Origin of the sequence: Candidatus Pseudomonas phytovorans, assembly GCA_029202525.1 — a bacterium.
Lineage (GTDB): Bacteria > Pseudomonadota > Gammaproteobacteria > Pseudomonadales > Pseudomonadaceae > Aquipseudomonas > Aquipseudomonas phytovorans.
Window position 1 is genome coordinate 5,245,098 of the sequence record CP119325.1, and the last position, 15,061, is coordinate 5,260,158.

General features: G+C 62.0%; 16 protein-coding genes. 10 read left to right on the forward strand and 6 right to left on the reverse strand.

The window, feature by feature from the left end:
- Positions 1–15 precede the first annotated feature (15 nt).
- Complete coding sequence (locus tag P0Y58_23110) at positions 16–798, forward strand: hypothetical protein (GenBank protein WEK29748.1); 783 nt, start codon at positions 16–18, stop codon at positions 796–798.
- Positions 799–907: 109 nt separating this feature from the next.
- Here the strand turns inward: P0Y58_23110 and prmB are convergent, their stop codons facing one another.
- On the reverse strand, positions 908–1,816 hold the full coding sequence (prmB, locus tag P0Y58_23115) for a 50S ribosomal protein L3 N(5)-glutamine methyltransferase (GenBank protein ID WEK29749.1): 909 nt from the start codon (positions 1,814–1,816) through the stop codon (positions 908–910).
- A gap of 179 nt (positions 1,817–1,995) precedes the next feature.
- Between prmB and P0Y58_23120 the strand changes: the two genes are divergently transcribed.
- The 5 genes from P0Y58_23120 (at position 1,996) to P0Y58_23140 (ending at position 4,776) form a co-directional block, all read left to right on the forward strand.
- Positions 1,996–2,586 (forward strand): cysteine hydrolase family protein, encoded by a 591-nt coding sequence (locus tag P0Y58_23120; protein ID WEK29750.1) that lies wholly within the window; start codon positions 1,996–1,998, stop codon positions 2,584–2,586.
- Positions 2,587–2,671: 85 nt separating this feature from the next.
- A complete protein-coding gene (locus tag P0Y58_23125; GenBank protein ID WEK29751.1) occupies positions 2,672–2,992 on the forward strand; it encodes a hypothetical protein in 321 nt (106 codons plus the stop codon).
- A gap of 174 nt (positions 2,993–3,166) precedes the next feature.
- A complete protein-coding gene (locus tag P0Y58_23130; GenBank protein WEK29752.1) occupies positions 3,167–3,727 on the forward strand; it encodes a Smr/MutS family protein in 561 nt (186 codons plus the stop codon).
- A 70-nt stretch (positions 3,728–3,797) separates the two neighbouring features.
- Entirely contained in the window at positions 3,798–4,343 is a 546-nt protein-coding gene (gene folE, locus P0Y58_23135; protein WEK29753.1) for a GTP cyclohydrolase I FolE, read from the forward strand.
- Positions 4,344–4,404: 61 nt separating this feature from the next.
- Positions 4,405–4,776: a glutaredoxin gene (locus P0Y58_23140; protein ID WEK29754.1), complete on the forward strand. Its 372-nt coding sequence runs from the start codon at positions 4,405–4,407 to the stop codon at positions 4,774–4,776.
- Between the two features lie 130 nt (positions 4,777–4,906).
- Here the strand turns inward: P0Y58_23140 and P0Y58_23145 are convergent, their stop codons facing one another.
- Positions 4,907–5,509 carry a glutathione S-transferase family protein gene (locus P0Y58_23145; protein ID WEK29755.1) on the reverse strand — a complete coding sequence of 201 codons (603 nt, stop codon included), beginning with the start codon at positions 5,507–5,509 and terminating at the stop codon, positions 4,907–4,909.
- Between the two features lie 145 nt (positions 5,510–5,654).
- Here P0Y58_23145 and P0Y58_23150 point away from each other — a divergent pair, with 145 nt between their 5' ends.
- The gene (locus P0Y58_23150) at positions 5,655–6,845 is read left to right on the forward strand and encodes a benzoate/H(+) symporter BenE family transporter (GenBank protein WEK29756.1); all 1,191 of its coding nucleotides are present in this window, start codon (positions 5,655–5,657) and stop codon (positions 6,843–6,845) included.
- 306 nt (positions 6,846–7,151) lie between these two features.
- Here P0Y58_23150 and P0Y58_23155 read toward each other — a convergent pair whose 3' ends face one another.
- Both P0Y58_23155 and P0Y58_23160 read right to left on the reverse strand, forming a co-directional pair.
- Positions 7,152–9,092, reverse strand: coding sequence for a methyl-accepting chemotaxis protein (locus P0Y58_23155; GenBank protein WEK29757.1), 1,941 nt, complete (start codon positions 9,090–9,092; stop codon positions 7,152–7,154).
- A 468-nt stretch (positions 9,093–9,560) separates the two neighbouring features.
- Positions 9,561–10,322, reverse strand: a complete 762-nt coding sequence (locus P0Y58_23160) for an SDR family oxidoreductase (protein ID WEK29758.1) — start codon at positions 10,320–10,322, stop codon at positions 9,561–9,563.
- 173 nt (positions 10,323–10,495) lie between these two features.
- On the opposite strand from P0Y58_23160, the gene P0Y58_23165 reads away from it, so the two are divergent.
- Both P0Y58_23165 and P0Y58_23170 read left to right on the forward strand, forming a co-directional pair.
- Positions 10,496–11,497 (forward strand): NADP-dependent oxidoreductase, encoded by a 1,002-nt coding sequence (locus tag P0Y58_23165; protein ID WEK29759.1) that lies wholly within the window; start codon positions 10,496–10,498, stop codon positions 11,495–11,497.
- A 162-nt stretch (positions 11,498–11,659) separates the two neighbouring features.
- Complete coding sequence (locus tag P0Y58_23170) at positions 11,660–12,685, forward strand: acyltransferase family protein (protein WEK29760.1); 1,026 nt, start codon at positions 11,660–11,662, stop codon at positions 12,683–12,685.
- Positions 12,686–12,801: 116 nt separating this feature from the next.
- On the opposite strand, the gene pyrF is transcribed toward P0Y58_23170, so the two are convergent.
- Complete coding sequence (gene pyrF / locus P0Y58_23175; protein ID WEK29761.1) at positions 12,802–13,503, reverse strand: orotidine-5'-phosphate decarboxylase; 702 nt, start codon at positions 13,501–13,503, stop codon at positions 12,802–12,804.
- A gap of 181 nt (positions 13,504–13,684) precedes the next feature.
- Here pyrF and P0Y58_23180 point away from each other — a divergent pair, with 181 nt between their 5' ends.
- On the forward strand, positions 13,685–13,852 hold the full coding sequence (locus tag P0Y58_23180; GenBank protein ID WEK29762.1) for a DUF2897 family protein: 168 nt from the start codon (positions 13,685–13,687) through the stop codon (positions 13,850–13,852).
- Positions 13,853–14,049: 197 nt separating this feature from the next.
- Here P0Y58_23180 and P0Y58_23185 read toward each other — a convergent pair whose 3' ends face one another.
- Positions 14,050–14,385 carry a helix-hairpin-helix domain-containing protein gene (locus tag P0Y58_23185; GenBank protein ID WEK29763.1) on the reverse strand — a complete coding sequence of 112 codons (336 nt, stop codon included), beginning with the start codon at positions 14,383–14,385 and terminating at the stop codon, positions 14,050–14,052.
- Positions 14,386–15,061 lie beyond the last annotated feature (676 nt).

Genomic DNA, 15,061 nt, shown 5'->3' on the forward strand with positions numbered 1-15,061 from the left:
CCGAGGACAAGCCCGATGACCATCGCCCCCGCCGCCGTAGAGCCGGCCGAAGAACCCCAGCCAAGCCCTGCCCTGCCGTGGGCCGAGCTTGCCACCGAACACTTCCAGCTACTGCGCCTGGCCGCGCTGCCCACCGACCGCAGCACCGGCGCACGGCCGCTGCGTTTTGTGCAGTTCGGCTATGCCGAGCGCCACGACAAGGCCCACAGCCTGCTGCGCATGGAAATCCAGCTGCCCGGGCAAAAGGTGCACAAAGAGCAAAACCGACTGGATATCCGCGTCGACCATGCCGAGCACCTGGTGAGCATTGGCAGTGAACATGGCCTGCAACTGGAGCCGGTGAACCGTGGCATCGGCCGCTTCATGCTCGCCCAGGCCGCGCAGTGGCTACAGCGCAAGTGGCCGCACTATCAGGTGGAAGGCATGGCGCTGCCGAGCAAGGATGCCCTGAGCGAGGACTCACGCCTGCGCCGTGACCACTGCTTGCGCGGGGTAGGTATTGAAGTGGTGTACGAGGACGGCCAGCACCTGAAGGGCCGTACCGTGGACATGACGGTGAGCCAGCTCAAGGCCGCCTGGAGCAACGAGCGCCTGCAGCGGGTGGAGATTCTGGATGCCGCCAACCTGCTGCAGCAGGCAGACCAGCAGTTGCAGGAGAAGGAAGCGCAACTGCGCGAGCGCGATGAGCGGGTGGCCAAGTACCACCGTGAAGACAGCGGGCTGCGCTTTACCATTACCTGCCTGGTGGCGTTTGCGGTGTTTCAGGCGGGGTTGTTGATCTGGATTGCCACCCGCTGACACCGCGTCGCCTGCTTCGCGGGCTTGCCCGCTCCCACAGGAATATCACTGGACCTGAGGACAGTGAAGTACCTGTGGGAGCGGGCAAGCCCGCGAAGAGGACCCTGAGTCAGACCCGGGCTTTGAACAGTTCCTGGTGCTGGCGGCACTGCTCAGCCGTCAGCATGAACACCCCATGCCCACCCCGCTCGAACTCCAGCCAGGCAAAGTCCACCTCAGGGTACAGCGCCTCGACATGCACCTGGCTGTTGCCCACTTCAACAATCAGCAAGCCCTTGTCGGTCAGGTGGTCTGCCGCTTCGGCCAGCATGCGCCGCACCAGGTCCAGGCCGTCGTTGCCGCAGGCCAGGCCCAGTTCGGGCTCGTGGTGATATTCGGCCGGCATGTCGTCGAAGTCTTCGGCATCAACGTACGGCGGGTTGGACAGGATCAGGTCGAAACGCTGCCCCGGCAAACCGCCAAAACCGTCGCCTTGCACGGTGTACACGCGCTCGTCCAGGCCATGGCGCTCGATGTTCTGGTTGGCCACTTCAAGGGCCTCGAACGACAGGTCGGCCAGCACCACTTCGGCCTCGGGGAACACGTCGGCCGCGACGATACCGATGCAGCCCGAACCTGTGCACAGGTCCAGAATGCGCGCCGGCTCGCTCGCCAGCCACGGCTCGAAGCGTTTTTCGATCAGCTGGCCAATGGGCGAGCGCGGCACCAGCACACGCTCGTCGACGATGAACGCCATGCCGCAGAACCACGCTTCGCCCAACAGGTAGGCGGCCGGCACCCGTTCTTCGATACGGCGCTTGAGCAAATGCTGCAGACGTACCCGCTCGTCATCCTCAAGCATGCAGTCCAGGTAGCTGTCAGCCACTTCCCACGGCAGGTGCACGGCACCCAGCACCAGCAGGCGGGCCTCGTCCCAGGCGTTGTCGGCACCGTGGCCGAAGAACAGATCATGCTCGTGGAAGCGGCTGACCGCCCAGCGGATGTAGTCGCGCAGCGTGCGCAGACGGGATGTGATCACGGAGTACTCCTAATTCAGACCGGACAAAAGTCTAACAGCCCCACCCGCACATTTGTTCGTTTGCCGTACCCAAAGGCTAGCCACAGGCCAGTAACCATGCCGCTTGCGTTGTCAACCATTCCCATTGGCGTCAAGGCAGGGGACAATAGGTATACAAAAGCCCTTCCAAGGAGCCCTTGATGTCCGTTCCAACCACGATGTTCCGCCTCACTGGCCGCGACTACCCGCCGGCCAAGCTGAGCCACGCCAGCCTGATCATCATCGATGCGCAAAAGGAGTACCTCAGTGGGCCCCTGCAGTTGTCGGGCATGGACGAGGCCGTGGCCAACATCGCCAGGTTGCTCGACGCGGCCCGCAAAAGCGGCCGTCCGATCATCCATGTACGCCACCTCGGCACTGTCGGTGGCCGCTTCGATCCACAGGGCCCTGCCGGCCAGTTCATTCCGGGGCTGGAGCCGCTGGAAGGTGAAACCGTCATTGAAAAGCGCATGCCCAACGCATTCAAGAACACCCAGCTGCACGAAACGTTGCAGGCGCTAGGCCATCTTGACCTGATTGTCTGCGGTTTCATGAGCCATTCCAGCGTCAGCACCACCGTGCGCCGCGCCAAGGACTATGGTTACCGGTGCACACTGGTGGAAGACGCCTCGGCAACCCGCGACCTGGCCTTCAAGGATAGCGTCATCCCGGCCGCGCAGATTCACCAGTGCGAAATGGCCGTGATGGCCGACAACTTCGCTTGCGTCGCCCCCACCGCCAGCCTGATCTGAGGGGCGGGTACTACCGCCCGGCAGACGGGCGGAACCCGATGGGCGGCAGCAGGTCGAATTCCGGATATCCACAGAGGAGAGCGGAATGAAGCTTAAAGGCAGTTTCGACGCCAAGCGCCTGCGCACGCGCCAGCCGCGTAACTGGGGCGCCCGCCTGGCGGCCGGCCTGTCGGCGCTGCTGGCCACCTTGGGCGTGCTGCTGGCCATGGCCGGCGTCGCTGGCCTGCTGGGCAACTACCCTGCCCTGCAAGAACTCAATACCAACAAACCGTTGTCCAGCATCCTCACCGGCGCTGGCCTGTTGCTACTGTGGCTGGGCGTGCGCTTCTGGCGTCGCAGCCGTATTCGCCTGCGCCGCGGGCGCGAGCTGAACCTGTCGCCGCACCTGATGAAGAAGCACGACTGATAGTGTTGTATCGCCTGCACTGGCCCTTTCGCGGGCACGCCCGCTCCCACAGGGATATCAAAGGGCCTGAGAGCAGCAGGGTACCTGTGGGAGCGGGCGCGCCCGCGAAGAGGCCGGCACAGGCTGCACACCGCCCCACAGTCGCGTAAACTACGCCGCCCACGTGGAGGCAGCATGCAAGACGACGATTTTTCCCTGTTCAAGGCCGAAGTGCGTGGCGTAAAGCAAATACGCCACGACCGCGCCGAAGTCGGCAAGCCCAAGGCCGACCGCCAGAAGCTGGCCGGCCTGCGCCAGGCGGCGACCGTGCGCAGTGACAAGGCCCTGGTGATCGACGGCATGTCCGACCAGTTCGTCATTGACGTTGGCGCCGAAGACGAGCTGATGTGGCGCCGCGACGGCGTGCAGGAAGGCCAGCTGCGCAAGCTTAAGCTGGGGCAGATCCCGTTCGAGGGCAGCCTCGACCTGCACGGCATGACCGTGGAAAAGGCCCGCGAAACCCTGTGGGACTTCATCGCCGAAGCCACAAAACTGGAAGTGCGCTGCGTGCGGGTTACCCACGGCAAGGCCGCACGCCTGGACGGCAAGCGCCCGATGATCAAGAGCCACGTCAACACCTGGCTGCGCCAGCACCCGCAGGTGCTCGGTTTTGCCTCGTGCAGCGCCCGCCACGGTGGCACTGGCGCGGTGTATGTGATGCTCAAGCGAACCATGCTCGAAGGCCGCGACGAGTAACGCCGCGCTTGCAGCGCCGCCCTCACCGCCGTAACCTTCGTTTTTGCGATTTTTTCCCACAGGTAGATCCATGTCCCTGGAACAGAACTACACCGAGATCCTTAGCCAGATTGGCGAGGACGTCTCCCGTGAGGGCCTGCTCGACACGCCCAAGCGGGCTGCAAAGGCGATGAAGTACCTTTGCCGCGGTTATGAGCAAACCCTGGAAGAAGTCACCAACAACGCGTTGTTCAGCTCTGACAACAGCGAAATGGTGCTGGTCCGGGACATCGAGCTGTATTCGATGTGCGAACACCACATGCTGCCGTTCATCGGCAAGGCGCACGTTGCCTACCTGCCCAAGGGCAAGGTACTGGGCCTGTCGAAGGTAGCGCGCATCGTCGACATGTATGCCCGTCGCCTGCAGATCCAGGAAAACCTCAGCCGGCAGATCGCCGAAGCCGTGCAGCAGGTAACCGGTGCCGCCGGCGTGGCCGTTGTGGTCGAGGCCAAGCACATGTGCATGATGATGCGCGGTGTCGAGAAGCAGAACTCGACCATGGTCACCTCGGTGATGCTGGGTGAATTCCGCGAAAACGCCTCCACCCGCAGCGAGTTCCTCAGCCTGATCAAGTGATTGGCTGCTGACCCCAAGCCGACCCCCGCCGGGTCGGCTTTTGCATTTCAGGAGTTGCCCCATGATCGTCAAAGCCCTGCGGGTTGGCCTCGGCCAGCTCATCGTGTTCGCTGACTGGATCAGCCGCCCGGCCAAGCGCAAGCGCGACGCCGCTGCCCAGGCCCGCGTCGAGCAAGCGGCCAAGGGCCTGGCGCTCTACCAGTTCCATGCCTGCCCGTTTTGCGTCAAGACCCGCCGCACGTTGCACCGCCTGAATGTGCCAGTGGCGCTGCGCGATGCGAAGAACGACCCCGTGCATCGCCAGGCCCTGCAGGAAGGTGGCGGCCGGGTGAAAGTGCCGTGCCTGCGCATTGAAGAGGCTGGCAAGGTGACCTGGATGTATGAGTCCAAGGCCATCATTGCTTACCTGGATGAGCGGTTTGCCAAAATCTGAGTAGCGCCGCCGATCCCTGTGGGAGCGGGCAAGCCCGCGAAGCAGGCGACGCGGTGGATGGCACCGGCGCTGCCGGTGTTCGCGGGCACGCCCGCTCCCACAGGGATTGCGCAAGCGTTCAGAGCACCTTTCAGCCCACCATCGGCACATGCCGCGGGTGGCTGCTGACGCGCTCCAGCCAGGCCCGCACTGCCGGGTAATCCGCCAGGTCGAACCCGCCCTGCTGCGCCACATGGGTGTAGGCATACAATGCCACATCGGCAATCGAATACTGCTCACCCACCAGGTACGGCGTCATCTGCAGCTGCCGCTCCATCACCTTCAACGCCTTGTAGCCGCCCTTGTGCAGCTTGCGGTACTCCTCCAGGCGCTCGTCCGGCAGCCCCAGGTAGAACTGGATGAAGCGGGCCACGGCAATGTACGGCTCATGGCTGTACTGCTCGAAAAACTGCCATTGCAATACCTGGGTACGCAGGCGTGGCTCGCTGGGCAGGAACTCGCTGCCATCGGCCAGGAAATTGAGAATCGCATTGGACTCCCACAGATAGCTGCCGTCTTCCAGCGCCAGCACCGGCACCTTGCCGTTGGGGTTCATCGCCAGGAACTCAGGCGTTTCAGTCTCGCCCTTGAGGATGTCCACCGGGTGCCATTCGCACGGCTGGCCCAACAGGCTCAGCATCAGCTTGACCTTGTAGCAGTTGCCCGACTGGTAATCGCCATAGACCTTGTACATCGCCCCTCCCTTTCCAAGCAGTTTCGCATTTGCGCCCAATAGTTGGCGACTGTACGGCTAAAAGCAATGGCCGCTGTATGGCAAGGATCAATCTTGCTCGCTGTAGTCTGAAAAAACTGCTTACACCTTTACAAGGACTTTGTTCATGACCGATGCCACTTCCGCACGCCTGCGGCCCCTGGCAGATACTTCTCCATCGGCGGTGGTTGCCGGCTTCATCGCCATGCTCACCGGCTACACCAGTTCGCTGGTGCTGATGTTCCAGGCCGGCCAGGCGGCCGGGCTGACCAACGCGCAGATCTCGTCATGGATCTGGGCGCTGTCGATCGGCATGGCGGTGTGCAGCATCGGCCTGTCACTGCGCTACCGCACCCCGATCACCATCGCCTGGTCCACCCCAGGCGCGGCCTTGCTGATCACAAGCCTGGGCGGGGTGAGCTACGGCGAGGCGATTGGTGCCTACATCACCTGTGCCGCGCTGGTGCTCATCTGCGGCCTTACTGGCAGCTTCGAGCGCCTGGTCAAGCGCATCCCGGCATCGCTGGCCTCGGCACTGCTGGCGGGCATCCTGTTCAAGATCGGTAGCGAAATTTTCGTCGCGGCGCAGCATCGCACCTTGCTGGTGCTGGGTATGTTCTTCAGCTACCTGCTGGTCAAGCGGCTGTCGCCACGTTACTGCGTGCTGGCCGCGCTGCTGGTGGGCACGGCATTGTCTGGCGCGCTGGGCCTGCTGGACTTCAGCGGCTTCCATCTTGAAGTGGCCAAACCGGTGTGGACCACACCGAGCTTCTCGCTGGCAGCCACCATCAGCATTGGTATTCCGCTGTTTGTGGTGGCGATGACTTCGCAGAACATGCCCGGGGTGGCCGTGCTGCGTGCCGACGGTTACCAGGTGCCGGCCTCACCGCTGATTTCGGCCACCGGCTTTGCTTCGCTGCTGCTGGCGCCATTCGGTTCGCACGGGGTCAACCTGGCGGCGATCAGCGCAGCGATCTGCACCGGGCCGCACGCCCATGAAGACCCGAGCAAACGCTACACCGCCGCGGTGTGGTGCGGGATTTTCTACGGCATTGCCGGGGTATTCGGGGCGACCTTGGCGGCACTGTTTGCAGCGTTGCCGAAAGAGCTGGTGCTGTCGATTGCCGCATTGGCGCTGTTTGGCTCGATCATGAACGGGCTGACCGTGGCCATGAGCGAAGCGCGTGAGCGAGAGGCGGCGGTGATCACCTTTATGGTGACGGCTTCGGGGCTGACCTTGTTCTCGATTGGTTCGGCGTTCTGGGGGATTGTGGCGGGGGTGTTGGCCTTGTTGATTCTTAACCCGCGCAGGGTATGACGGCAGGTCGGTGTTGCCGCTGAGATCGAGCGCCGCCCGCGCGGCGCTTCGCGGGGCAAGCCCGCTCCCACATTTGTTGCAACGTGGCCATGTCTGTGAGGCCATGGTTATCAGCCTTGTTGGCATGACTGGATTTCGAGGCGGGCATTGAAGCCGCTCCACCTGTCTCAAGACATGTACCAAGGCAGCCAACCATGGCGTTACAGGGTCGGCACGTTGCAACAAATGTGGGAGCGGGCTTGCCCCGCGATGCGCCGCGCGGGCGGCGCTCGATCTCAAACCCAACGAAAAATCCGAGCCAGGCATCTAAAGCCTGAAATGCCCCACCATCCCCTTCAGGTCAGTGCCCAACCGCGCCAGCTCCACACTGGACCGGGCATTGTCCTGCATCGCCAGCGCCGCCTGATCCGCGCTGCCGCGAATCTGCGTGACACTGCGACTGATCTCTTCCGCCACCGAGCTCTGTTGCTCAGCCGCTGCGGCAATCTGCTGGTTCATCTGCTGGATCAATGAAACCGCAGCCGCAATGCTGCCCAGTGCGCTCTCGGTCTGCAGCGTATCAGCCACCGCCAAGCGTACCAGTTCGGTACTACCACGAATCTGCGCCACCGACTGCTGGGCGTTGCCGCGCAGGCTGGCAACCAGTGCTTCGATCTGCTCGGTAGACTGCCGGGTACGCCGGGCCAAAGCACGCACCTCGTCGGCCACCACGGCAAAACCACGCCCCTGCTCGCCAGCGCGAGCGGCCTCGATGGCGGCGTTCAGCGCCAGCAGATTGGTCTGCTCGGCCACACTCTTGATCACTTCCAGCACGCCACCGATGGTGTGGATTTCGGCACTCAGGCTGTCGATACCAGCGCTGGCCGTTTCCGCCGCCGCCGCCAACTGCTCGATGCGCTGCATACTCTGACGCACCACCTGTTGCCCCGACTCGACCTTATCGTCCGCAGCCTGGGCTGCCTGCGCCGCTTCCTCGGCATTGCGCGCCACATCGTGCACGGTGGCCGTCATCTGCTGCATGGCAGTGGCCACCTGCTCGGTTTCCTCCTTCTGGCTGCCCACCTCACGGTTGGTCTGCTCGGTGACTGCCGATAGCGCCTGGGCATTGCCAGCCAGTTGTTCGATGCCTTGCTGCAAGCCACTGACAATGCCCGAAAGGCCCGCCGCCATCTGTTGCATGGCCTGCATCAACTGGCCCACCTCGTCACCACGCGGCGTCTGGGCGTCAAAGCCCAGCTCGCCAGCGGCAATGCGCCGGGCGCGGGCAATCACGTGCCTGAGCGGGCCGACCACGGCGCGCGTGATCAGCCAGGCGGCCAGTGCGCCCACCAGCAGCGCCAGGCCAGTGGCAAGGGCAATGGCCACAGCGTTGCGCTGCAGTTCGCCTTGCAGGGCCTGCTCTTCGCCGAGGTATGCCTGGTCGACCCGGCCCGTCACCTGCTCGGCGCTGGCCTGCAACTGCGCCTTCAGCCCCTGCTCGCGGGTCAGCTGGTCGGTGTATTCGTTGAGTTTTTCCGAGAAGCTGCCAATGTGCCCCGCCACTTCACCGAGTACACTCTGGTAACCGGCATCGCCCACCGCGGTCTGCAGCTGGCTGACCAGGCTGGCGGCCTCGACCGTTTGGGCGATGCGTTCCTGGCTTACACCCTCCTCGCCCTTGCGGCTTTGTTCCAGGCGTACCCGCGCTTCGTCCATGGCCTGCAGCATCAGGCGCGATACCTGTGCCACCTGCGCAGCCTGCTCAAGGAACTCGCTGCCCTGTTGGCCCTGGGACTGCTTGAGGGTGTAAACACCGTCGTCAGCCAAGCCAGCCTGGATCACGTCGAGGTTGTTGGCCACACTGGACACCGACCAACTGGCCGTGTCCAGCGCCAGCTCCTTCGCCTGCACCACTGCCACGAATGCCTCGAATGCCTTGCCGTAGGCCGTCAGATCGGCTTCGACTGCCGCCAGCGCCGGCAGCGCACGGGCGCGCTCGACCAACCCCTGTAAGCCGCTGTTCAAGGCCTCGGCCTGCTGCATGTCGGAGCGCAGGGCAAACGCCTGCTCGTGCTGGCGCAAGCGCAGCAGGTCGGTATTGAACTGCGCCAGCTGGCGCAAACTGTCGAAGCGCTGGCCAACACTGTGCAGTGCAGCGATGCCGATGGCCGCCACCGCCAAGGTCAACAGCAGCACCAGGGCAAAGCCCAGGCCGAGTTTGCGGGCCATGCCCAGGTTGGCCAGCACACTGTGATTGCTCGCGCCCATGCCCATTCCCCTTCTGCGTGCGAGGTTATGCCGAAGGCCAAGGGTGGCAACGTTGCCCGCCGATGAACAAGGGCTTGGCGTCAGAATAGTGTCAAATAGCTATGAGCGTGTCGTTATCAGGTTGGTAGAGGTCGTGCTGTGTGTCGGGAAGAGATGACAGGTGCTTGTCGCCGTACTTGCAACGCCTGGTAGATCGAGCGCCGCCCGCGCGGCGCATCGCGAGCTGCGCTCGCTCCCACGTTTATTTCGGGCCAGTAACGCCTGTGACAGGCGCGCGCGACCGCCTTGTTTGTACAACGCAATATCGCGTCATGCACCAAGGCGTTCGCGCGCAAATCCCCCAGAAATAATTGGCCCGAAACAACGTGGGAGCGAGCGCAGCTCGCGATGCGCCGCGCGGGCGGCGCTCGATCTTATAAACGCTGAAAATGCAAAGGCGATCACCTGCAAGCCCTGACGCGACCACTTTCAGATCGCAGTAGCCCCACCATCCACTGTCAGGCAATGCCCGGTGGTAAACGCCGCACCATCGCTGCACAGGTACAACACCGCGCTGGCAATTTCCTCGACCTTGCCAATGCGCCCCACCGGGTGCATGGCGGCGGCGAACTCGGCCTTGCGCGGGTCAGCCTCATAGGCGCGGCGGAACATGTCAGTGTCGATCACCGCCGGGCACACGGCATTCACGCGGATGCCCTTCTTGGCGTATTCGATGGCCGCCGACTTGGTCAGCCCGATCACCGCGTGCTTGGAGGCGCTGTAGATACTCATCTTCGGCGCCGCCCCCAGCCCCGCCACCGAAGCGGTATTGACGATCACCCCACCGCCTTGGGCCAATAACAAGGGCAACTGGTACTTCATGCACAGCCACACGCCCTTCACGTTCACACCCATGATCGCGTCGAATTCTGCCTCGCTGCCTTCGGCCAGGCGGTGTTGCTCTATCTCGATGCCAGCGTTGTTGTAGGCGTAGTCCAGCCGGCCGTACGCGGCGATCAGGCGCTCATGCAACTGGCGTACATCGGCGTCGCGGCTTACGTCGCAGGCAATGAACAGCGCTTCGCCGCCCGCCGCGCGGATCAGCGCCACGGTGGCCTCACCGCCAAGCGGATCGAGGTCGGCCACTACCACTTTCAGGCCCTCACGGGCGAACGCCAGGGCCGTTGCCCGGCCTATGCCGGCAGCACCGCCGGTGACCAGCGCTACCTGGCCGGAAAAAGTCATGCTCATTGCGTGCTCCTGAAGGGGTAGTGGGTTCAGAGCATAGTCAGCCACCGCCTGGCCAGGCAGCATCATCACACCGACGGTTGGGCTACCATGCTTGTCAGTGATGTTAAGGACCTGCCTACATCAACAAGGTAGATTGAACGCCTGTCATCTTCCACTGCCTACAAGGACCCGTCATGACCCAGACCAATCGCCGCTTCCTGCTCGCCAAACGCCCGGTCGGCGCCGTGCGCCGTGATGACTTCACCTTCGAAAGCGTGCCCGCCGAACAACCCGGCGAAGGCCAGGTGCTGGTGCGCAACCTGTACCTGTCGCTGGACCCGGCCATGCGCGGCTGGATGAACGAAGGCAAGTCCTACATCCCACCCGTTGCCCTGGGCCAGGTGATGCGCGCGCTGGGCGTGGGCGAAGTGGTTGCCTCCAATCACTCTGACTTCAAGAAGGGCGACCATGTCAGCGGCGCCCTTGGCGTACAGGACTACTTCACCGGCGAGGCCCAGGGCCTGCACAAGATCGACCCCGACCTGGCGCCCCTGCCCCGCTACCTGTCGGCGCTGGGCATGACCGGCATGACCGCCTACTTCGCCCTGCTGGAGGTCGGCCAGCCGAAGGCCGGCGAAACCGTGGTCATCTCCGGCGCGGCCGGTGCGGTGGGCAGCATTGTCGGGCAGATTGCCAAGGTCAAAGGCTGCCGCGTGGTCGGCATTGCCGGCGGCGCCGAGAAGTGCCAGTACCTGAAGGATGAACTGGGCTTTGACGGGGTGATCGACTACAAGGCCGAAGACGTGCTGGCCGGCCTGAAGCGCGAATGCCCCAAAGGCGTGGATGTGTACTTCGACAACGTCGGCGGCGACATCCTTGATGCCGTGCTGACCCGTATCAACTTCAAGGCGCGCATAGTGATTTGCGGCGCGATCAGCCAGTACAACAACAAGGAAGCGGTGAAAGGCCCGGCCAACTACCTGGCGCTGCTGGTGAACCGTGCGCGCATGGAAGGGTTTGTGGTGATGGACCATGCCAAGGACTACGGCAAGGCCGCGCTGGAGATTGCCGGGTGGCTGGCCAGTGGGCAGGTGAAGAGCAAGGAGGATGTGGTGGAGGGGCTGGAGACGTTCCCTGAGACACTGCTGAAGCTGTTCAGTGGGGAGAACTTTGGCAAGTTGGTGTTGAAGGTCTGACCCCTGTACGTCTGCGCCGTCCCCTGATGGGCGGCGCAAGCCTTGAAATCGGGCGGCAGCCTTTATTTTGGCGCTTTCGCCGCTTGCAGTTTTACCCTCTCACCGTACATTCAGGCATCGACAAACACCTATTACGCAAGGTAGCGACAAGGTGGGCAACCGATGCAGCAACGCTTGAATGCCGGACTTGACTTTTGCAGGATCGCCGCCTGCTTCATGGTGGTACTCCTTCACATCGCATCAGCCGGGGCGATGCAACTGGATGACAACTGGATGTCCTCCAACATCTACAACTCCTTGGTCAGGTCTTGCGTCCCTCTGTTCCTGATGCTGTCCGGCGCCCTGTTGTTGAACCGAACCGAGAGTGCCGTCACGTTCTACCAGAAGCGCTTCTTGCGCATACTGCCGCCGCTGCTGTTCTGGTCTGCGTTCTATGCGCTGTGGCGCGCCTCCATGGGCGCCGGGCATGGCAGCTTGTGGCAAGCAACAGTGGCCATCCTTCAAGGCCCCGTCTATTACCACCTCTGGTACCTGTACGCCATCATCGGCATCTACCTATTCATGCCGTTCATGGCCAAGGTCTACCAACACAGCGGGCTGCAAGAAAAGCGAGTGTTTCTGGGGGTGTGGCTGGTAATCAGCTGTCTGCTGCCTACCGCCGCACAGTTCAACCCTGCACTGGCCAACATGGTCCACACCTATGAGTTGTTTGCCTTCATGGGGTTTGCGGGTTATGCGTTCCTGGGGGCTTATATTTACGAACAGATAAGGCTGCACGGCCCGGGCAACATATGGGCAAACCTTGGCGGCTTCGCCCTTACCGGCGCCCTGACCGCAGCCGCCACGCACACTATGTCCATGCAACAAGGCGAACCCAGCCAGGTTTTCTATTCCTACGTTTCTCCCTTGGTGGTACTTGCTGCCATCTGCGCCTTCCGCCTGCTGCTTGCGCTGGGTGGACGACTGGTACGGCACAGCAAGCTGCTGGCCGAGCTGTCTGGTTGCACGTTGGGCCTGTACTGCCTACACGTGTTCATCATGAACAGGGCCAGTGTCTTCTATGGCCCGCTGATCGAGGGCCACTCGCTGGTGTGGTTGATACCGTCGCTGGCGCTGGCTGTGTTTCTACTGACATTGATACCGATCTACCTGGTCAGGCTGTTGAAGCCTGTGCGCGCCGTGATCTGACTGCGACTCCAAAGGCCATCCTGTAAGCTCCAAATGTTGCACTCTGCTGTGCCAAGCAGGCGGAAATAAAAAGGCCAGCACGGTGGTGCTGGCCTTTTTCACTATCGCTGGGCTAGTTACCCACGAATCTCCGCCACCACCGCAGCCAGCGCCTGCGCCGGGTCTGCGGCCTGGCTGATCGGCCGGCCGATCACCAGGTAGTCCGAACCGGCATCCAGTGCCTGGCGCGGGGTGAGGATACGGCGCTGGTCGTCCTGCGCACTGCCCGCCGGGCGAATACCCGGGGTCACCAGTTGCAGCGACGGGTGCGCTGCCTTCAACGCCGTGGCCTCCAGCGCCGAGCACACCAAACCGTCCATGCCCGCCTTCTGCGCCAGCGCTGCCAGGCGCAGCACCTGCTCTTGCGGGTCGACATCCAGGCCGATGCCGGCCAGGTCTTCGCGCTCCATGCTGGTCAGCACGGTCACGCCAATCAGCAATGGCTGCGGGCCGCTGCGCTTGGCCAGCTCTTCACGGCAGGCGGCCATCATGCGCAGGCCACCGGAGCAATGCACGTTCACCATCCACACACCCATCTCGGCAGCAGCTTTTACTGCCATGGCCGTGGTGTTGGGGATGTCGTGGAACTTGAGGTCCAGGAACACTTCGAAGCCCTTGTCGCACAGGGTTTCGACGATGCCCGCAGCGCTGCTGGTGAACAGCTCCTTGCCAACCTTCACCCGGCACAGCGCAGGGTCTAGCTGGTCAGCCAGCTTCAGGGCGGCCTCACGGGTAGGGAAATCCAGGGCGACGATCAGGGGCGTCTGGCAGGCGGACATGGGCAGGGTCTCTTGGCAAGTCGAAAACGGCGCGCAGTATAAATGAAGTGACGCCAGCTTTGGGGCCCGAGGGGCACGGAATTGGCCCAGCGGCGGCTGGCTTCTATAATTGAACCAACAGAATGGGTTACTGCTCAAATTTCATACAAGCACTGCCCCCACCCGCACAAGGAGAACGACAATGCCCTGGTATGCCTGGCTGATCCTCATCATAGCCCTTGGCTCCATCGTCGGTGGGCTGATGATGCTGCGTGATACGGCAAAAAAACTGCCACTGACCGACGAGCAACTGCGCAAGGTGCATGAACGCAATGCCGAGGCGGATGCCAAGGATGCGCAAGACCGCTAAAAGGTTTAAGCAAAAGGTATAAACGCCAATTTTTCAGGCGGCTTTTTGACGCTTACAAAAAACTGGTGTTAACCCATTGTTTTACAGGTTTTTTTACCTCCCCTACTTTTACTCTTTATACATAAAGCCGCCGCCACATAAACCGCCCCTTCGACAGTGAAAGCGGTCCCTGCAGCCGCGGCCTTATGCTACCTCGCTTACTCCACCATCACCTTGTCCCGGTTGCGCTCCAGCAACGCGTTCCCGATACCCTTGATCTCCAGCAACTCATCTACCGAAGCAAACGGCCCATTGGCCTCGCGGTAGGCCACGATGGCCTCGGCCTTGGCCTTCCCTATCCCGTTCAGCTCCTTTTGCAGGGTCAGCGCATCCGTCTTGTTCAGGTCCAGCCGTGGCGCCTGCTGCGCCTGCGCCTGGGCCACTACAGGCACCGGCTCGGGCACTGCCGTGGCGCTGGCAGGTGCCGCGCTAAGGGAGAAAGACAGGCTGGCGAACAGAGGCAGCAGCAGGTACGACAGAACGTTGTTACGCATGGGTGAACACTCCTTGGGTTGGTCGTTTTCCAGCAACCGTTTTCCTTCGGCCGCGCAACAAACCCTAGCGGTTCTGCCATTTCGCAAACAACTACCCGGCCGGTTTAATCGTTACCGAATCCAACAGTAAAAAAAGCAACTTTGGCCACACAAAAATGATGGCGTTCCGCCATGTTTCAAGATAACTTCATGAAAAAAAAGCGATAGCAAATCGCCGCCAGGTAAATTCCCGTTTAACCTGGGTTTCATTCAGACCAAATGATGTTGTTTTTCCTACAAGCCTTGCCGGACAAGGCCCCCACCCGTTCGTCGTATACCTTAGTGATATTGACTTCGTTGGCATGATGTCTGAATAACATCAAACAATCGTTTTTATTGATTGTTCCAACAAAAATAGGATCCAATTAATCGATAATTGTAGGCGATTTCCTACTATCAGGGGAAAAAAACGTGCCAGACGGGATGTCATATTGATGACGAAATGATAAATTTGCGGACTTAGGACAGCCGCTTCGCTTGAAGGATCCGAGCAGAATGAATTTTTTTTCACCTCCCCCACTGGCCCTGCCCGATTTCCATCGTGCCGAGCCTGCAGGCCACCCCCGGCCGACCTGAGCAACACCCGAGATCCTCACCGTTAGCGCCAGTTCCAACCGCCTTCACTCTCATACAGAAG

Coding starts and splice junctions, on each gene's coding strand:
- P0Y58_23110 (WEK29748.1), top strand. CDS start 16: ATGACCATCGCCCCCGCCGCCGTAGAGCCGGCCGAAGAACCCCAGCCA.
- P0Y58_23130 (WEK29752.1), top strand. CDS start 3,167: ATGCAAGACGACGATTTTTCCCTGTTCAAGGCCGAAGTGCGTGGCGTA.
- P0Y58_23185 (WEK29763.1), bottom strand. CDS start 14,385: ATGCGTAACAACGTTCTGTCGTACCTGCTGCTGCCTCTGTTCGCCAGC.
- P0Y58_23145 (WEK29755.1), bottom strand. CDS start 5,509: ATGTACAAGGTCTATGGCGATTACCAGTCGGGCAACTGCTACAAGGTC.
- P0Y58_23140 (WEK29754.1), top strand. CDS start 4,405: ATGATCGTCAAAGCCCTGCGGGTTGGCCTCGGCCAGCTCATCGTGTTC.
- P0Y58_23120 (WEK29750.1), top strand. CDS start 1,996: ATGTCCGTTCCAACCACGATGTTCCGCCTCACTGGCCGCGACTACCCG.
- P0Y58_23165 (WEK29759.1), top strand. CDS start 10,496: ATGACCCAGACCAATCGCCGCTTCCTGCTCGCCAAACGCCCGGTCGGC.
- P0Y58_23180 (WEK29762.1), top strand. CDS start 13,685: ATGCCCTGGTATGCCTGGCTGATCCTCATCATAGCCCTTGGCTCCATC.
- P0Y58_23150 (WEK29756.1), top strand. CDS start 5,655: ATGACCGATGCCACTTCCGCACGCCTGCGGCCCCTGGCAGATACTTCT.
- folE (WEK29753.1), top strand. CDS start 3,798: ATGTCCCTGGAACAGAACTACACCGAGATCCTTAGCCAGATTGGCGAG.
- P0Y58_23155 (WEK29757.1), bottom strand. CDS start 9,092: ATGGGCGCGAGCAATCACAGTGTGCTGGCCAACCTGGGCATGGCCCGC.
- P0Y58_23170 (WEK29760.1), top strand. CDS start 11,660: ATGCAGCAACGCTTGAATGCCGGACTTGACTTTTGCAGGATCGCCGCC.
- P0Y58_23160 (WEK29758.1), bottom strand. CDS start 10,322: ATGAGCATGACTTTTTCCGGCCAGGTAGCGCTGGTCACCGGCGGTGCT.
- P0Y58_23125 (WEK29751.1), top strand. CDS start 2,672: ATGAAGCTTAAAGGCAGTTTCGACGCCAAGCGCCTGCGCACGCGCCAG.
- pyrF (WEK29761.1), bottom strand. CDS start 13,503: ATGTCCGCCTGCCAGACGCCCCTGATCGTCGCCCTGGATTTCCCTACC.